The organism is Paenibacillus amylolyticus (assembly GCF_036894225.1).
Classification (GTDB): Bacteria; Bacillota; Bacilli; order Paenibacillales; family Paenibacillaceae; genus Paenibacillus; species Paenibacillus amylolyticus.
In genome coordinates this window covers 21,949-39,085 of the sequence record NZ_CP145892.1, presented here as the reverse complement: position 1 = coordinate 39,085, position 17,137 = coordinate 21,949, and the positions used below count along the sequence as shown (strand labels likewise).

General features: G+C 45.6%; 20 protein-coding genes and 1 riboswitch. Of the genes, 1 reads left to right on the top strand and 19 read right to left on the bottom strand.

Features of this window, described 5'->3' with window-relative positions:
* Positions 1 to 50: 50 nt before the first annotated feature.
* From ispE to V6668_RS00140, 9 genes are all read right to left on the bottom strand, one after another.
* Positions 51 to 905, bottom strand: coding sequence for a 4-(cytidine 5'-diphospho)-2-C-methyl-D-erythritol kinase (gene ispE / locus V6668_RS00180; protein ID WP_026081373.1), 855 nt, complete (start codon positions 903 to 905; stop codon positions 51 to 53).
* A gap of 149 nt (positions 906 to 1,054) precedes the next feature.
* Entirely contained in the window at positions 1,055 to 1,231 is a 177-nt protein-coding gene (locus V6668_RS00175; protein WP_017691375.1) for a small, acid-soluble spore protein, alpha/beta type, read from the bottom strand.
* Positions 1,232 to 1,488: 257 nt separating this feature from the next.
* On the bottom strand, positions 1,489 to 1,764 hold the full coding sequence (veg, locus tag V6668_RS00170) for a biofilm formation stimulator Veg (protein WP_017691376.1): 276 nt from the start codon (positions 1,762 to 1,764) through the stop codon (positions 1,489 to 1,491).
* A gap of 153 nt (positions 1,765 to 1,917) precedes the next feature.
* Complete coding sequence (yabG, locus tag V6668_RS00165; RefSeq protein ID WP_017691377.1) at positions 1,918 to 2,814, bottom strand: sporulation peptidase YabG; 897 nt, start codon at positions 2,812 to 2,814, stop codon at positions 1,918 to 1,920.
* A 59-nt stretch (positions 2,815 to 2,873) separates the two neighbouring features.
* Complete coding sequence (gene rsmA, locus V6668_RS00160; protein ID WP_100528122.1) at positions 2,874 to 3,776, bottom strand: 16S rRNA (adenine(1518)-N(6)/adenine(1519)-N(6))-dimethyltransferase RsmA; 903 nt, start codon at positions 3,774 to 3,776, stop codon at positions 2,874 to 2,876.
* Positions 3,777 to 3,780: 4 nt separating this feature from the next.
* On the bottom strand, positions 3,781 to 4,326 hold the full coding sequence (gene rnmV / locus V6668_RS00155; RefSeq protein WP_338707449.1) for a ribonuclease M5: 546 nt from the start codon (positions 4,324 to 4,326) through the stop codon (positions 3,781 to 3,783).
* 155 nt (positions 4,327 to 4,481) lie between these two features.
* A complete protein-coding gene (locus V6668_RS00150) occupies positions 4,482 to 5,666 on the bottom strand; it encodes a 3D domain-containing protein (RefSeq protein WP_091039099.1) in 1,185 nt (394 codons plus the stop codon).
* Positions 5,667 to 5,939: 273 nt separating this feature from the next.
* Positions 5,940 to 6,193: riboswitch (cyclic di-AMP (ydaO/yuaA leader) on the bottom strand.
* A gap of 241 nt (positions 6,194 to 6,434) precedes the next feature.
* A complete protein-coding gene (locus tag V6668_RS00145; RefSeq protein WP_179087975.1) occupies positions 6,435 to 7,205 on the bottom strand; it encodes a TatD family hydrolase in 771 nt (256 codons plus the stop codon).
* Between the two features lie 334 nt (positions 7,206 to 7,539).
* On the bottom strand, positions 7,540 to 8,817 hold the full coding sequence (locus V6668_RS00140; RefSeq protein ID WP_036606129.1) for an HD domain-containing protein: 1,278 nt from the start codon (positions 8,815 to 8,817) through the stop codon (positions 7,540 to 7,542).
* 317 nt (positions 8,818 to 9,134) lie between these two features.
* On the opposite strand from V6668_RS00140, the gene V6668_RS00135 reads away from it, so the two are divergent.
* Positions 9,135 to 9,389, top strand: a complete 255-nt coding sequence (locus tag V6668_RS00135; RefSeq protein WP_017691383.1) for an AbrB/MazE/SpoVT family DNA-binding domain-containing protein — start codon at positions 9,135 to 9,137, stop codon at positions 9,387 to 9,389.
* Between the two features lie 282 nt (positions 9,390 to 9,671).
* On the opposite strand, the gene rsmI is transcribed toward V6668_RS00135, so the two are convergent.
* From rsmI to V6668_RS00085, 10 genes are all read right to left on the bottom strand, one after another.
* Positions 9,672 to 10,556, bottom strand: a complete 885-nt coding sequence (gene rsmI, locus V6668_RS00130) for a 16S rRNA (cytidine(1402)-2'-O)-methyltransferase (protein ID WP_036606130.1) — start codon at positions 10,554 to 10,556, stop codon at positions 9,672 to 9,674.
* Positions 10,557 to 11,336, bottom strand: coding sequence for a tRNA1(Val) (adenine(37)-N6)-methyltransferase (locus V6668_RS00125; protein ID WP_036606131.1), 780 nt, complete (start codon positions 11,334 to 11,336; stop codon positions 10,557 to 10,559).
* 95 nt (positions 11,337 to 11,431) lie between these two features.
* Positions 11,432 to 11,800 (bottom strand): DNA replication initiation control protein YabA, encoded by a 369-nt coding sequence (yabA, locus tag V6668_RS00120; protein WP_017691386.1) that lies wholly within the window; start codon positions 11,798 to 11,800, stop codon positions 11,432 to 11,434.
* A gap of 28 nt (positions 11,801 to 11,828) precedes the next feature.
* Positions 11,829 to 12,629 carry a PSP1 domain-containing protein gene (locus V6668_RS00115; RefSeq protein WP_017691387.1) on the bottom strand — a complete coding sequence of 267 codons (801 nt, stop codon included), beginning with the start codon at positions 12,627 to 12,629 and terminating at the stop codon, positions 11,829 to 11,831.
* Between the two features lie 117 nt (positions 12,630 to 12,746).
* Positions 12,747 to 13,718 (bottom strand): DNA polymerase III subunit delta', encoded by a 972-nt coding sequence (gene holB, locus V6668_RS00110; RefSeq protein ID WP_036606132.1) that lies wholly within the window; start codon positions 13,716 to 13,718, stop codon positions 12,747 to 12,749.
* 9 nt (positions 13,719 to 13,727) lie between these two features.
* Positions 13,728 to 14,171: a YaaR family protein gene (locus V6668_RS00105; protein WP_017691389.1), complete on the bottom strand. Its 444-nt coding sequence runs from the start codon at positions 14,169 to 14,171 to the stop codon at positions 13,728 to 13,730.
* A gap of 344 nt (positions 14,172 to 14,515) precedes the next feature.
* The gene (locus V6668_RS00100) at positions 14,516 to 14,845 is read right to left on the bottom strand and encodes a cyclic-di-AMP receptor (RefSeq protein ID WP_017691391.1); all 330 of its coding nucleotides are present in this window, start codon (positions 14,843 to 14,845) and stop codon (positions 14,516 to 14,518) included.
* A gap of 61 nt (positions 14,846 to 14,906) precedes the next feature.
* On the bottom strand, positions 14,907 to 15,554 hold the full coding sequence (gene tmk, locus V6668_RS00095; protein ID WP_338707448.1) for a dTMP kinase: 648 nt from the start codon (positions 15,552 to 15,554) through the stop codon (positions 14,907 to 14,909).
* 217 nt (positions 15,555 to 15,771) lie between these two features.
* On the bottom strand, positions 15,772 to 16,464 hold the full coding sequence (locus V6668_RS00090; RefSeq protein ID WP_338707447.1) for an LrgB family protein: 693 nt from the start codon (positions 16,462 to 16,464) through the stop codon (positions 15,772 to 15,774).
* A complete protein-coding gene (locus V6668_RS00085) occupies positions 16,434 to 16,784 on the bottom strand; it encodes a CidA/LrgA family protein (RefSeq protein ID WP_338707446.1) in 351 nt (116 codons plus the stop codon). The genes V6668_RS00090 and V6668_RS00085 overlap by 31 nt, the downstream gene beginning before the upstream one ends.
* Positions 16,785 to 17,137: the final 353 nt, after the last annotated feature.

Genomic DNA, 17,137 nt, shown 5'->3' with positions numbered 1-17,137 from the left:
TTTAAGAATATAACACCTTTATACGTGTTTGTACATTATAAAAGCGAATTTCACGTCAACATACGCACAGCGTACACTTCTTTACAGAACCCACGCAGACCGTTGTATATCCGGGCAACCTTGGATTCTTTGGAAACCAGGCCAAATACCGTTGGACCGCTACCAGACATTAACACGCCGTCTGCACCCAATCGAATCATGGCATCCTTCAGATGCTGAACTTCCGGATACAGCTTCAACGTTACATCTTCAAGCACATTGCCCATCTGGTCACAGACTTCCGTAAATGATTGATTGCGAATAGCCTGCTCCATTTTAGCTGCACTCGGATGACGAACAATCTTGTCACTGCGGAACCTTCCGTACACGTCGGCTGTAGACACATTAATCGGAGGCTTGGCCAGAATTACCCAGCATTGCGGCGGATTAGGAATGGGAGTTAACTTCTCACCACGGCCTGTAGCGAGTGCAGTCCCTCCTGTGATACAGAATGGAACATCCGACCCGAGTTCAGCCCCAAGCTCCTGAAGTTCGTGATCCGGTATATTCAACCGCCACAGACGGTTCAATCCACGCAGCGCTGCTGCTGCATCACTGCTGCCGCCGGCGAGTCCGGCTGCAACTGGAATCTTTTTATCCAGATGAATATGGACACCCGTACGCACGTTATAGCGCTCCTTAATGAGTCTGGCTGCCTGGAAAGCCAGATTCTTCTCGTCGAGCGGGATATAACCCGCCTGACTGGAGATGAAAATAGTATCTCGCGGCAGCTCCGACATTTCCAGCCGATCAGCCAGATCGACCATGGTCATGATCATTTCAACTTCATGGAATCCATCGCTTCTTTTATGTAAAACGTCCAGCATCAAATTAATTTTAGCAGGCGCTTTTTCGTAAATTTTCAAGGCGTTCACCCGTCCTCACCTTTTCCCTAAGACAACTTAACATATTATATCAAAATGGGGCTGTCAAGTCATTTGTATTCCGCATCTAAGGGGAAAAAGCGGGGTTGTTCCTGACGGATTTCCCCGCTTTTCAGTCTGCTTGAAACGGATTAAGATTTGCGCGCAGCCTGTTCAGCAAGTTGAATTGCACGTTTTACCATGTTTCCTGCATCCTTGGCTTTAATTCCGCCCCAGCCTTCCTGTTGCACAGTATCATAGAAGCCCAGATCTTTCGCGAGCTCATTCTTCAGATCCTCTGACATGACACTTCTTCTTCTGCGACTCATGAACCATCCTCCTCCAAAGTATCCTTCATAATGTGATGAGTTCGTTGTTCGTTCACGTTTTGGACATTTTGTCACCAGGCCATATTCAGTTTCCTGCATTGCTTAAGAAACTGTCCCTTCACCTGTCCATATAGTATGCCGCGACCGTTCCTCGCTCATTCCTGAGTATGTATGGGTTACGATAGAGGGTGAATTGATGTTTAAAGAAAATAAAAAAGCGATCCGCCTTGTGGGGCGAATCGCCTGTAAATCGATACTTACGTCTCCATATAGGAGCTATGCGTCTGGCTGCCCGGGTCATAAACCATGACTTCCACCGATTCCGTAAGTATATCCGCATAACTATAAGATACTCGCTTGAAGGTTTCTTGCTCCTCATCAAGCTTAACAATAAAAACAGAAGGGTACGTTTCTTCCAATACACCCGTACGCTCAATGGTCTTACGGCGGCCACCATTAGCCCGCAACATAATTTTCTGACCAATATGTGCATCGAGATTGCGTTTGATATCCAACAGCGTGTTTTTAGCCATTGTCGACGACCACCTCTTTTCTTGTCCATTATACCGGATTTTACAGTCATTGTCAAATCAAAACTAATTATTATATCAGCATCAAAAAGTTGTTGTCAATGAATTTTTTTGCAAACAAAAAAAGCCCCAAATTGGGACTTTAAATGGCCTACATCAGACTGCCGACGGGTTCACTTTTAGCGTAGATAAATCATTCAGCCCAGGCAGGCCTACCCGGTAACTCCCCCGTGTCTCGACACCACCCACACCCTGACTACCACTGATGGTATTGTGCAGAACATCACTCATGTTGACCGTATCCCGCACAGAGGTAAAGGAAGCCTTGGCTGCCACATAGACCGGATCAAGTGCATGAATGAGAATTCTGCCTGGAGAACTGGCAAAGTTCGCTCCAGCGCGCAGCAGTGCCTCAAAATGGGACTGACAGGCCCCTGCCACAATAGTGAGTGCGTCCAGATGGCGTTCATATTGTCTGGCCACCTGAATGGCCGACACAAAATTTTGCGAGTTCTTGTAGCTACCAAGACTATATAAGTCATAGGGCTGACGTGTCTTTAACACCCCATCATGACCCGTAATAACTACGATATCCGGACGTACTTTGGGTAATAAGCGGTATAAGGTATCTGCCATTGCCGATTCATGGACATACTGTCCCTCTGCGGGCACACGAAGTTGCTCATAGAGATCCATACTTTTTTTCAAATAGTTCGGATCTCCATCCAGATGAAGCACCTTTCCAGGCATTTCAAAATAAGCTGGTTCCTGCTGGGCAGACCAATCCTGTACCAGACCTTCACGATTCCGCTCAGCCTGTTCCATACGATTCTGCTGCAGACGGGACAGGGTCTGATGTGCTTTAATATGCGCCTGTCTGGTCTTGGCGCTTTGTGGTTCGTAGGGAACCTGTATCAAATCGTCCACCGGGGAATCGGCAATCAGCCGGAACTCAGTCCCTTTAATGACCGCAGCATCCAACTGGAGGCCTTCCACCCGAAAAGTCACATCGCCGCCGTATGACTTCCGAACGACCAAGTCTCCGATATTCATCAACGTAATCACCTCTACCCCATCGTATGGGCAGAGACCCGGTTTGGTTCATTCAAATTTTACAGCGCTGCACGTACCCCTGCTTCCCACATTACGGTGCTGAGTGTGGCATACTCTTGCAGACTCAATGTCTCTCCACGCCGGGACGGTTGAATACCTGCCTGCTCCAGCAGAATGTCTGCCTGTTCCCGGTTCTCCTTTGTGAAGAAACGTGCCTTCAAGTTGTTTGAGATTGTTTTTCTCCGCTGAGCAAAAGAAGCCTGTACCACTTCGAAGTAGTGTGCTTCATCCGGAATCTCCACTGGTGGCTGCTCACGCACCTTCAGCTTAATGACAGCTGATTCCACATTAGGTTGCGGAATGAAGACCGTAGGAGGCACAATACACACAAGTTCCGGCATACTGTAGTACTGAACTGCGATGCTCAGACTGCCATAGTCTTTTGATCCAGGTGCAGCAGCCATGCGTTCAGCCACTTCTTTTTGGATCATGACAACAATGCTGTCTACCGGCAGCTTCTCTTCCAGCAGTTTCATCATGATTGGAGTCGTTACATAATAAGGCAGGTTAGCTACGACACTGACTTTGTCCACGGATGCAAAATCCGTATTAAACAACTCAGCCAGATCAAGCTTCAACACATCCCCATGATGAACACGTACATTCGAATAAGGCTGCATCACTTCTCCCAGGATTGGGATCAAGCGCTGGTCAATCTCTACGGCTGTGACGGGACCGGCTACCCGAGCCAGTCGCTCCGTGAGGGCTCCAATACCCGGCCCGATCTCCAGTGCGCCCTTAGACTCGTCCAGATCGGCTGCATTAACGATTTTGTTCAGTATATTTTGATCGATCAGAAAGTTCTGACCCAGACTTTTCTTAAATGAGAATCCGTGTCTTTGAATAATCTCTTTCGTACGCTTGGGCGTTGCAATTTCAATCGTCTCTTCCATGTTCTTCATATGCTCACAATCCTTCACGTTCAATTTGCGCTAATGCTGTAGAGAATTCTTCCCGTGTAATCTGAAATACACTGAGACGTTTGTGGAACTGCTTCCCGTTACAATAACCGATGCCTAGCAGATTGCCCATCTCCATGCGACGTGCAGCAGCCTGCGGATGCACGATAAGTCCTGCCGCGATCAGGTCCTCCCAATCGATCAGGCTCGGAGCACCTTCGTATGAAGTATGTACGCGCGCCAGAGCATGACGGATCGCCTCTGGTGAGGCATTCTCCACCCCAATGTCCCCTTTGCGCGTTGCATCGGCTTCCGGAATGAAGGCATGCTTGCAACCTGGCACCTTGTTCGCAATAATTTTTCGAATGCGTTCGCCAGCATGATCCGGATCTGTCAGTATAATGACTCCCCGTCTCTCCTGAGCAAGCGCAATCCGCTTCAGAATGCGTTGGTTGATAGCTGATCCACCTGTTTCTATGGTATCGGCCTCCACGGCCCGACGGATAGCTACCGTATCGTCACGGCCTTCCACCACAATGACTTCTTTTATCATGTTCCATTTCTTCCTTTCTAACGCAAAAAGAAGAGGAATATCCTCTTCTCTGCCAAACGGCGGGGGAGACTGAATTCAGACTCCTCCGCCGCATATTCCGCATGAATCATTCATGCAACTATTTTATAGCATTCCCATTTCAAAGTAAAACGATTTTAGTTCGCTTCCGGCTTCACCGGACCGATCACGTAGACCGTCTTGCCTTTCTTACGTCCAAAATTCAGGGCATGCTTCACACTGTCATAATACACATCAATTTTGTTGCCTTTAATGGCACCGCCTGTATCTTCCGCACGACGGAATCCCAGACCTTCGATATATACCCACCAGCCAATTGGAATGACTTTGGGATCAACCGCAATGGTGCGTCCTTCCGTTACACGAGTACCGGAAGCTGTTTTAGTTCCAATGCCAGGCTCTTCGGAAGAGTAGGCAGTCATGGATACATTTTTAAGTACTTTGGAGTATTTAAAAGAAGTCCCGGATACGGTAATCACTTTGCTGCCCGAGGCAGATGTTTTCTTCGAGTTCGTTGTTGTAGCCTTTTTGGTTGTTGAAGTTTGAGCCGATACGGTCTGAATCTCAGGTTCTTTCACGACCGGTTTTGCTTTGGTGCCGACAGCGATCACTTTATCTACACGATTATTAGCGACAGATTTGCCGACCATTTTTTTGGAGACCAATTCTCCATCCTGAAATACCTTTTCGATATGCTGTACAATTGTGCCTTCTTTGCCGTTCACAACGACACGGTTATCACCTTTGTACAAGCTAGGGTCAGCCGTTTTAATGACTTTGTAAGCGATCGGTTGCTCTACATCCACTGTACGCTTTGTTACGCGCACTACACGGATCTTCATCTCCGCTTTGATAGCAGTTCCAAGCGCCGGATACACTTTATCATTACTTTCAACTTGAATACCTGATTTTTGAATTGCATCTTCTACCGATGAATCGGTTGTATACAGAGTCTTGGTGTCTCCGTCTGCCGTAATGTTAACTGGAACGGCCCGCTCAATAACGATTCGGTCTCCATCTGTAATCGCCCCATTCATGGACATGGATACCTTATCGTGAGGGCTGACTGTGATCGACTGCTCCTCCAGCATTTCCTGAAGCATTCCTGTACGAGTCTCTACCACCTGAGCTTTGCCATCAATAACCAGCGAAATTTGTTTCCCGGCCTGACCGTAAACGACTAACAAGATCATGATTGTAAGCGCAATTGAGAAAATCGCGATCAATGCCATTTGACGCATGTTCTCATGCTTCCACCGCAACGCGAAAGACTTACTGGATGATCGTGACTCATGGGTCTCTTCTGGTTGGAATGTGCCCACTTCTCCGTCCTCCTTCATAGCCTCGCCGTCTAAAGTAATGCATGATGTCTTTGACGTGACTATACCAAATTTTCTACAGAACACAGATTGGACCAACATAATCCGGTTCTGCACCATGAATCAATCTTCGCAACATGATGTCATCCTCCTGAATACCTACCGTATGATGACAATATTTCTTTTATTCAAAAACAAAAAAGCCAAAGAAAGAGTGTAAGAGGAACTCTTTCGTGGCTTCCGAATGATTCTGAATATCGGAAATTCATGCACGAGGTTGCCTCTCTTTTTCCGCTTGCGAGGTTAGCTGTCGGGTTCGGGCGAAAGAGAGCCGCCCTATCTTGGGTCACCCGCTCATGGCGGACGCCCTTGAATTCACCCCGAGACCCAAAGAAGAAATCAAATACGGCTTCGCAGTTCCCTTCGCTGCTTTTGGGTCAGCGAACGTTGCGCATCGGCCAAATACACCGATGTTTAAGCCCTATTGGTTCCCCCGCTCTCCGTTAACGGAGACTCAGCGAGACTGATTCATGAAAGTAATGTTGTTTCATCGGAAAGTGTCCCTTTGTTCATCCCCCGAACATCTGTCCAATTTTCCGCACAACAATTCACTGAAAAGATGATATCCTGTTTTGATGCATGTTGTAAAGCGTTGATCAAGTACGTTTTTCTGAATATTTGGTTAAAATATTGTAATATTCTTGATTTATTTGGATCAAAGGGCAAATTACCTCCGCTTACCTGCCTTTTTCACCTCATTTGCTCGTTTTTTTAACGAATCCCAAATCGTTCCATGGCATTTTTGGTTGTTATTGCAGCAATTTCCTCCACCGAAATGCCTTTAATTTCCGCAGCTGCCTCTGCAACCAGACGTACATGCGCTGTCTCATTTCGCTTCCCACGATAAGGGTGCGGTGTCAAATATGGAGCATCTGTTTCAATGAAAAACCGGTCCATAGGAACCTTCTCCAGCACCTCTTTGGGTTGCTTTGCATTTTTGAATGTGATCGGTCCTCCGAAGGAGAGATGGAAGCCCATATCGAGGCAACTTTTTGCTGTTTCCCAGCTGCCCGAGAACGAGTGCATCACACCACCAACTTCACCCGCCTTCTCTTCACGCAAAATTCTTATGATATCCTCATGCGCATCCCGATTATGGATGACAATTGGCATGTTCACTTCACGCGCCAAAGCAATTTGTTGTCGTAATACGCGATGCTGTATTTCTTTTGGTGAAGTATCCCAGTGATAATCCAATCCAATCTCACCGATCGCAACCACTTTTTCATGCTTGCATAAAGATGCAATCCACTCCAAATCGCCCTCCTGCATTGTGATCGCATCTACAGGATGCCACCCTACAGCTGCATATATAAAGTCATATGTTTCAGCGAGTTTCATTGTGGTTGGAATTGTCTCCCGGTTAAAGCCAATGTTGATCATGCGACCAACTCCTGCATCCACAGCACGCTGAATCATGTCCTCGCGGTCCTCGTCGAATTGTGGTGCATCCAGATGTGTATGTGTGTCGAACAGCATCATGTCTGTATCTCCCTTCATGTCGAAATAACGACTATCTTTTTTTTTCAAAATCCAATTTGTAAAATTCAATAATTCAATGACTCATACATAAAACATTTTGGGTAATCTGTGTATTACATCATTACGTTTGTTTCTTCACAACTACAATATATAGAAGATATACGGATATTCTGATCTATATATTGCTAATTGTGCTCATTCTGCCTGCTTGCATTTACAAAATTATGTCGATCTACATATACTCCCCATTAAAGCAGATTACTGTATCATGGAAAATAGCTCTTTTAGAAAGTGTTTTGATATCGAAATTCTTCATCGGATTATACCCACATGATTACAAGAAATAGGGGCGTATATGTGACGGTAATTCGTGAATAATCGCATCCACCTTGTTTTGCGGGTAATACAAATGATGTTTCCCTCGGTGAAGCCCACTGATGGAACGGACAATGTCAGATACTTCTGACAACTCACGTAAATTGTCCTGTCGATCCAGAAGAAGAATCTGCTTATCTGTGGATTCATCCGGACGAAACACATCATACGGATTATCCGAAGGAAAATCAATTTCAAGATCATATTCGGGATCGAGGCCAGCCTGTACAAAAGCTTCCCGAATCTCTTCCATCATTGTCAAGTCGACCTGTTCAAGCTCTACATACTTATATAACTTGCGATCCATAAAACGTTCGCATAACTCACTCAGAACAGTATCGTCCTCCTTGCGCCACTGCGTAAATGCCGTCTGAATTAATGCTTCATCCAACTGCAAATATTCATCCACGGATAATTCTCCTTCAAATAATTGAGGGAGTGGATCAATCATGAAGCGGAATTGAAAACCATGTTGTAGGAGTGTTTTCGCTCGCTTGAATATTTGCCGCAATATAATTTCAGAACTACGAGTTACCGGATGGAAGTAAATCTGCCAATACATCTGATACCGAGACATTAGGTAATCCTCCACAGCATGCATGCCTGACTCCTTGACTACAATCCGCCCATGATAAGGACGTAGCATCCGAAGGATACGATCAAGGTCAATCGTGCCGTAATTTACACCTGTAAAATAGGCATCCCTGAGCAAATAATCCATTCGGTCTGCATCAAGCGGACTGGTCACCAAGTTCACCACAATCGGCTTTTCATACGTTTTTTGAATGACAGACGCTACTTTCTCAGGAAAATCAGGAGCATACCGTCTTAAGATCGCCCCTACTTCGGTATCACCTGTAATAATGCGACAAGTCCAATCTTCGTGATTCATGTCAAAAGCTTCCTCGATGGAGTGAGAGAATGGCCCATGCCCGAGATCATGAAGTAGAGCTGCACACAGAGCTACAATCTTTTCTTCCTTCGGCCAATCCGAATAATGACTTCTTTCAAATTGAGAGATGATCTTGCGTGTGATCTCATAAACACCTAGTGAATGTGAGAACCGACTATGCTCTGCTCCGTGAAAGGTAAGGTAAGAAGTACCCAGTTGACGAATCCGGCGTAAACGCTGAAATTCCGGGGTGTTAATTAACTGCCATATAACCGGATCTTGCACGTGGATATAATTATGTACCGGATCTTTGAATACTTTCTCTTCCGTTAAACGTTGTTCCATGTCGACTCACTCCTTTAATTTCTTTTATATTAACGCTTTGAGCTCTGCGATTCACCTAAGATTCGACACCATATGACGAACTTTGTCGAATGAAGTAGTTTTGTCGTTTTCCAAATCGACAAAGCTGACATTGAGGTTTAAATGCGAAAAATGGCTTCCAATCCCTTACCACCAGTAACCTTGTGAAAAACAGCCTTAATTTTAAGCTAATTTTAAGGTTGACTGATTTGGGAATCGTTGGTATGATGAGTATCATAAAACATAAAATAATGTCGAATAATGACAAAGATAGTTAGCTGAGAGGAGCACTGATTATAATGATGAAATCAACAGGTATTGTAAGAAAAGTGGACGAACTGGGACGGGTAGTTATTCCAATTGAATTGCGCCGTACGCTCGGTATTGGTGAAAAAGATGCTCTGGAAATCTACGTTGACGGCGAGCGCATCATGTTGAAAAAATACGAGCCTGCTTGTATCTTCTGTGGTAATGCAGAGAACGTTACTTACTTCAAAGGTAAAATTGTTTGTAACGAATGTATTTCCGAAATCCCTGCACCTGTGGCAAAATAAGAAAAACCAGGTATACTGGACTTATCTAAATTGTTATTTCTAACCTTTTTAATATTCCTTAATGACCTTCCCGGTGTGAACCCCACCGCGGAAGGTATTTTTTTGCCTTGTTATGGGTTCCATTACCCAAAATGATTCTGTCACACGCGAACTGGGAGAGAACGATGAAATTTGTTCGGAATTTTTTTTAGCCACTCTGCTCTTTTTAATATTCCACTAAGGTTGGATATAAGCTTCTTTTCAGGTTATGTTCCCCACAACAGAAGATATTTGGTTAGATTACTACTCGATTAATGCATTATATACATCACGCTTCGCCAGACCGCGATCGGTAGCCGTTTTTTTCATTGCATCTTTGCGGTTATGTCCTTCACCCTCATAATGGCTGACATGATCCGCGAGTGACATGAGCTGCCACCATGCTTCGCGCTCAGCCTTACGCTCCTCTTCCTTAATGCCTTCTACTAGCAAGCAGTACTCGCCAAGAGGTGGATGCTCTTCAAGCCAGTCTATGCATTCCCTCACAGTACCCCTTGCGAATTCCTCATGACGCTTGGTTAGTTCACGAGCCAGGACAATCGAGCGATCACCCAGAATTTCTTCAAGGTGGACTAATGTTTTCCGAATACGATGAGGCGATTCATAAAATAACAAAGTCCCGTTGGATTCGTCAAACGCCTCCAGCACTTTTCGCATGTCCTTTTTCTCCCGCGGCAAAAAACCGCCGAATGTAAAACGCTCCGTCGGTAATCCGGACACGATCAGAGCAGACAACGCAGCATTGGGCCCCGGGATGGGAATGACCGTTATTCCGGCTTCCAGTGCAAGCTGTACAAGGTCAGAACCAGGGTCCGAAATAGCTGGCAAACCGGCATCGCTGACGAGTGCCAAATTTTTTCCTTCTATTATATATCGTATCAGTTCAGGTCCACTCGCCCCCTTATTATGCTCATGATAACTAAACAGCATCGAAGGTGTAATTTCAAAATGGGTAAGCAGCTTTCGGGTCTGGCGTGTATCTTCTGCTGCAATGATGTCACAACTCTGCAATGTCTTGATGGCACGGAAGGTCATATCCTCCAGATTACCAATGGGTGTTCCAACCAGATAGAGCTTGCCTGATCCTTCAGGCTGCTCCGCATAGCTTTTTTGGATATGCAAAGTCATCTAAAGCCCTCCTTTCGTAGTACGCTCAGCATGTTGCTGACCATAGTAAATATCCATAATCTCTTCGCAGTATTTCCCCTCTTCATTGTAGACAATGAGTGGAGGAAGCATCCTTACTTCGGGTTTACCATCTTTCATTCCTTCAATTAACACCATGTTGGCTTCCAGATGAGCACGGGGATGTACCATCCGAATCCGTTTTGGTTCCAGCTTATATTCGCGCATGAGCGAGATAATCTCTGCAAGGCGCTGCGGACGATGAACCATCGATACTTTGCCGCCATTACGTACAAGCCGACTGCAAGCTTGAATCACTTCTTCCAGGGTACATCCGATCTCATGACGTGCCATTGCCTGATGTGTGTTCATCTTGAGATCACTGCCATTCAGAGGCATGTATGGAGGATTAACGGTTATTGCATCGTATACAGCATGTCCTGTTTCTTTCACGAGTTCTCGCAAATCACCTTCACGAATCATAATCGATTCATCCAATGCATTTAATTGCACACTGCGACGCGCCATATCAGCCAAACGTGGCTGAATCTCGATCCCTTCCAGACTAGCCTGCGTACGCGTTGTAAGCAAAATGGGAACCACCCCGTTACCCGTACACAAATCAAGTATACGACCCCGTTTAGGTACGGAAGCAAACCGGGCTAATAATACGGCATCCATCGAAAAACTAAACACTTCATCACTTTGAATGATTCTCAGATCATGAGAGAGCAGATCATCAATCCGCTCTGACTCATGTAACACAACTTCATTTTCTTCCATATGTTACGCTCATCCTCCGGTACTCTATATCTCATGTTCGTTTATTTTAGGTTTATAACCTTGAAAAAAAACCGTAGGGGATCCCTACGGTCACTTCATTTATTCAAAAAAGACAGGCAGAACAGACAATCGCCTTCCGTCCGCAAATGTCCATAATAGACGTTGCAGATATGGAAGCCTTCGTGATACAACCGAGCCAGATTATCATACCCTTCACCCACAACATCCTCGCCTGTAGCCGGACCTGCTGGTCTTGCTACAGGAGCGAGTGCTGAGGAGATTGGCAGATCTGCCGGAGCCTCACGTTTGAGCAGTTTGCGCAACTGCTCATTCTCGATGGTAAGCCGCTGATTATCCTCAAGCAGCTCCTTCACAATCATTTTTAACTCTCCTAAATCACCGTGCAACTGACCCAGTTGGGTTTCCATTTCATGAATGTGCGTAAACAGATTTTTCTTTTCCAAGTTTCCACCCCGAAGCAACCTTTATGGTTTACTTGATAACGACGTCATCCAGCGGAAGTTCTTTGACTTTACTGATGTCGAACAGTTGAACATGGACTGTGCGGCTACCGGCATTAATTCCGACAACTTTTCCTTCACCCAATGAGGTGACGACCAATTTGCCTACAGCTGGCAGTTCTTCTCTCACACTTTCATAGTTATCATGCTCAAATTTCAGACAGCACATGAGTCTTCCGCACAACCCTGAAATTTTCGTCGGATTCAGTGACAGGCTCTGATCTTTAGCCATCTTGATTGATACCGGCTCAAAGTCTCCCAGCCAGGAAGAACAACACAACACACGGCCGCAAGGTCCGATTCCGCCAAGCATCTTCGCTTCATCACGTACACCAATCTGTCTCAGCTCGATTCGTGTCCGGAATATGCTTGCCAGATCCTTGACCAGCTCCCGGAAATCAACTCTTCCTTCAGCTGTAAAATAAAATATAATTTTATTGCGATCAAACGTAAATTCCACATCGACCAGCTTCATTTTGAGGCCATGGTCTTTGATTTTATTTAAACAAGTACCGAATGCTTCTTTGGCTGCACGTTTGTTCTCATCAACCACACGGGCATCTGTATCGCCCGCAACGCGGATGACTTTCTTCAGCGGCAACACCACATCGGACTCGCCCACTTCCTTCTTACCTACGACAACCTTACCGTACTCAACCCCCCGCGCTGTCTCCACGATAACGCAGTTTTCTTTCTCAATGGGAAGGTCCAGGGGATCGAAGTAATAAATTTTGCCCGCTTTTTTGAAACGGACACCCACTACACTGTACAAAAAATTAACCCCCTTGTAAGCCAACCCCACTTCGTCTGAAGCCCCGTCTTCTTAGGGAACCGGCCGAAGTTATAACCGTTTGCATATGATTGGAGCTAACTTTGCCCTCTCCCAGTCTTATGCCAAACCGATCAAAAATTGCTCCAGACAAAGCTGGCCATTGACGTTGAAACGCAATTTTTTTCTGCATGCTGCGGCCATATCCATATAGGAGACCCACTGCTCTGTGCTGCGGGTATGTGCCAACTGAGATAACATGTCTAACTGATCTATAAAAACGATATGTTCATGCCTATCGTACTGAACATACAGCATGTCCCTAAACCATAGATGGAACAAACTGAGTAACATGTCCAGGTGTTCAGAGAGTCCGGTTTTAAAAAGCTTCTGCTGTGCAGAGATCAATGATGTACTTCCTCTACCCAGGGACTCCTTCCCTAATTGTAACATTACGTTTCTAATTTCTGCAAACCAATTCTGCTGGAGAATTTCTCTACATGCTTCCAATCCTGACGCTAAATGGACGGCAGAGCGAGCCAGATTGGCAGGGTGCCCTTCCTCAATTAGTGATTGCAGCATCTCTTCCGGATTCAGTGCGCTGAACGGTACCAATTGGGAGCGTGAGCGGATCGTTGGCAACATGGCCTGTCCATTATCTGTAATCAGGATGCCGACTGCTGGTACCTGCGGTTCCTCCAGAAATTTGAGCAAACTGTTTGCTGCCTGCACCGTCATTTTCTCGGCTTGTTCTATAATATATACTTTGGGATGGCCTGCCTCTGATCGGTATGAAAAAATACGCTGCAGATCCCGGATTTGATCTATTTTAATGTTGTTTCCATCTGGTGCAAGCATGGTTAGATCCGGATGGTTACCATGATCTACCTTACGACATTCAAGACACTGCCCACAAGCGTCATCTTCAAGCTCTGTACAGAATATTGCCTTGGCAAAGGTAATTGCCGTCTTCCGTTGCCCGCTACCAGCTGGACCGCTAAACAAATACGCATGGCTTATTGCCTTACGTCTCAAACTGCTTTGTAACATTTTCTTGGCCGCTTGTTGACCCATAATCTGTTGAAAGGACATACTTCCTCCTCAGAAGCTTAAATTAATAAGCATCCCCCGAATTTCCCCTACTTGTTGTAATAGAGAGATTTTTCCTTCTTCTGTATCCAGCAATTCATCAGCCATGGATAACAGAGCGGAGTCAATTTCATCAATCAGCTTATACCGCTTACCTCTGCCACGACGATCCCAACCCCTTGTCTCTTTCATGGATACACCGCGACGAACGGTCTCTTCCAGGAACCTTTTAACAAGTTGCTTATATGCCTTCAGTTCACGAATCGTCATGGAACGTGCCAAGCGATCTCCCTGAAGCTGGATTTCACTAAACCGGCGATTCAGTTCAGCTTGTGAGGCCCGTTCCCCCTGGTGATTCATCATATCAGAGAAATTTTTGGATTGAACCGGTTTGGAACCTGAATCAGTAGAACTGATCCCGCTCTGAATCGGTCTGAATCCAGGATTGATTTTCATGGATACGCCCGCTTTCTATCATAGTTAGCCAATCGCCCATCAGCACAGTGCGCGTTGCGCCTGTGCGTGAGAATGAGGCTTTTATATATGCTGATCACACTCTATATATAATGGTAGATACACATCACCATCAAGGACTTGTTCTTTGTAGTCAACCTCTTTCCGAAATGAACCATTCCCCCAGCTGGGAAATGCTCATCCGGAAAGAGTATGCTGATTCTTCTCATCAAGAAAGGCGTTCCGTAAGTGGCACGCACGAACTCTGTTAACTCTTCTTGCATCCATCGTTTCCAACATGCTATCAATCATGAAGGACCCTCATGAGATCCATGCAATAGGTTTAATTAGAAATGTTCGAAGCGATCTACCGGGAGAACAAATACAGTAGCTCCGCCTACTTGAACTTCAACAGGTAGCGGCAGGTAAGAGTCGGTTGTTCCACTCATCGGTGTGACCGGAGTCACGAGCTGTTCACGAACCTTACAGCTGCTGCGAATGACGTTCATTACGGATTCGACTTGACCATCATCGACACCGATCATAAACGTCGTGTTGCCTGCCTTCAAAAATCCGCCCGTACTGGCAAGCTTCGTTGCCCGAAAGTTTGCTTTGACCAATGCGCTGGATAATCGGTTGCTGTCTTTATCCTGTATAATCGCAACAATCAGTTTCATCCTGCATAACCTCCTTTAGAATAAGCACCTTTATCAAATGCCCTGTCTATATATTAGACAATTACTCGTCAAAATCCTTCAAAATCCCTGTCTCCAGCGACAAAATCATTGCTTCCAAGACATCCTCCTGCTTCATGGAAGCATCGATAACTCTGATCCGTTCCGGGAACTGCTCTTTTAATAGGAAGTAACCCTCTCGCACTTTACGGTGAAACTCCAGATTTTCCAGATCTAGACGGTTTACTTCCCGGCCATCATGAGCATCGATCCGGGCAAGCCCCACTTCAGGCTCAATGTCCAGATATAAGGTCACATCCGGCATGAGATCACCAATCGCAAAACGGTTAATGGCCCATACATTCTCTATCCCGAGTCCACGGGCGTATCCTTGATAGACCAGACTGCTATCGACAAATCGGTCACAGATGACTGCTTTTCCAGCTCTCAGCGCAGGCTCTACTTTCTCCGCCAGATGCTGGCTGCGTGCAGCTGCATACAATAGCGCTTCGGTTCGAGCATCCATTGCCGTATGAAGAGGGTCCAGAATAATTGAACGTATTTTCTCCGCAATCTCAATTCCACCAGGCTCTCGCGTAACTACGTAAGGTATACCCCGTTCTTCAAAATAAGAACCTATTCTACCGATCATCGTTGTCTTACCGGAACCCTCTCCCCCTTCCAGCGTAATGAATTTACCTCTGCCCTGCATATGCTTCCCTGCTTTCTATGTCGATAATTGCATGTATTGCTGCTGTAATGGAATATGCTTAGACCCTCTTGCTACAAGATATGATATCCCCTGCCCAGAGGTGTATAGCTACAGCTATATCGGTACGTATTAATAACACCAAGATCATACAAGCTTGTTTCTTTCTATCATACTATAGGTCAGCGGTTACTCCAACATGAACAACAAAGTAAAGCATTCAACCGTAGATGATCCATACCCATAATGGAAGCATAATTGATCCGGCAATAGCACTGACAATCATGGAAACTGAACTGAGGGCTACCGCATTCTCTCCATATTCAAAAGACCTTGCCATGCCGAGGGCATGAGATGCTGAACCCAGTCCAATTCCATAGGCATGTTTACTGCGGACTTTGGCCCATTTCAAGAGCATCGGCCCCAATAGTATCCCTGAGAATCCTGCAATCATCACAAACAGCGATGTGAATGAAGCATTCCCCCCAACCTGATTAGCGAGTTGAATAGCCACAGGAGTTGTCACTGATTTTGGCAATAAAGCGATGACCATCTCTTGCGGATAGCCGAGCAGAATGGCGATTAAAGCGCCTGTAGCGATACCTGTAATACTGCCTCCGATTGTTCCACCCACAATTGGAATGATATTTTGCTTCAGCACATGCAGATATCTGGACAAGGGAAAAGCGAGCGATACAACTGCTGGACCCAAAAGCTCCTGTATCCATTTTCCACCCAGCATGTAGGTATCCAGCTTTATACCGGAAATCACCAATATCAGGATCAGTATGGCAGTCGTTGTGAGTACAGGCATAAGGATCGGCCATTTCAGCCTTTTATATAGACGAGTAGCTGGAATATATACAGCGATGGTTAGCGCGATCATTCCAATTCCGAGGATGAATGCTGACAAGTGATCGCCTCCTTTTTGCCTGAATGAGACGATCTCCATGTCATAAGCCACTCACTTAATTTGGCAGATATCAGACATGTGATTAATGTGCTAACGATCAAACCCAGAACCAATAACAAGGTGTTCGCTCTAAAAAAATCAAAATGATTAATAATGCCCACAGTTGGCGGGATGAACAACAATTGCAGATGAGATTGAAGCCACGTCGACCCTTCTTCTCCCCAGCTCATTTTGATCCATCCCAGTTGAATGGCGACAAACAATACCAGCATGCCCACAATACTTCCTGTTAACGGCAGATGTAGTACAGCTTGAATCAAGTTTCCAATCCAATAAAAACCGTACATCAACAAAACTTGCAGGACTATTCCTGTATATTTTTTTAGCGGAATACCCAAAGTGTTCCCTTCTTTCTTATGTCTATCTGTATAAGTTGAACTAAAGCGTGTCTTCAAACTGAATGTGTCTGGAGCAGGGCACGGAGCGGGAGCGCTAACGACCCTGTGACGTCTTATTCAGCGATTTGAAGCGCCCGCAGCAATCTAAGGAATCTGAAACACGTTATATTGGAATAACCAGCCGTTTACAGCGTGTTTGTTAGGTCAATTTGGTTAATAACGTGTCTCAGGTTCCTTACAAAATAAAAGGAGTACTCGAAGGCTAAATAAGACGT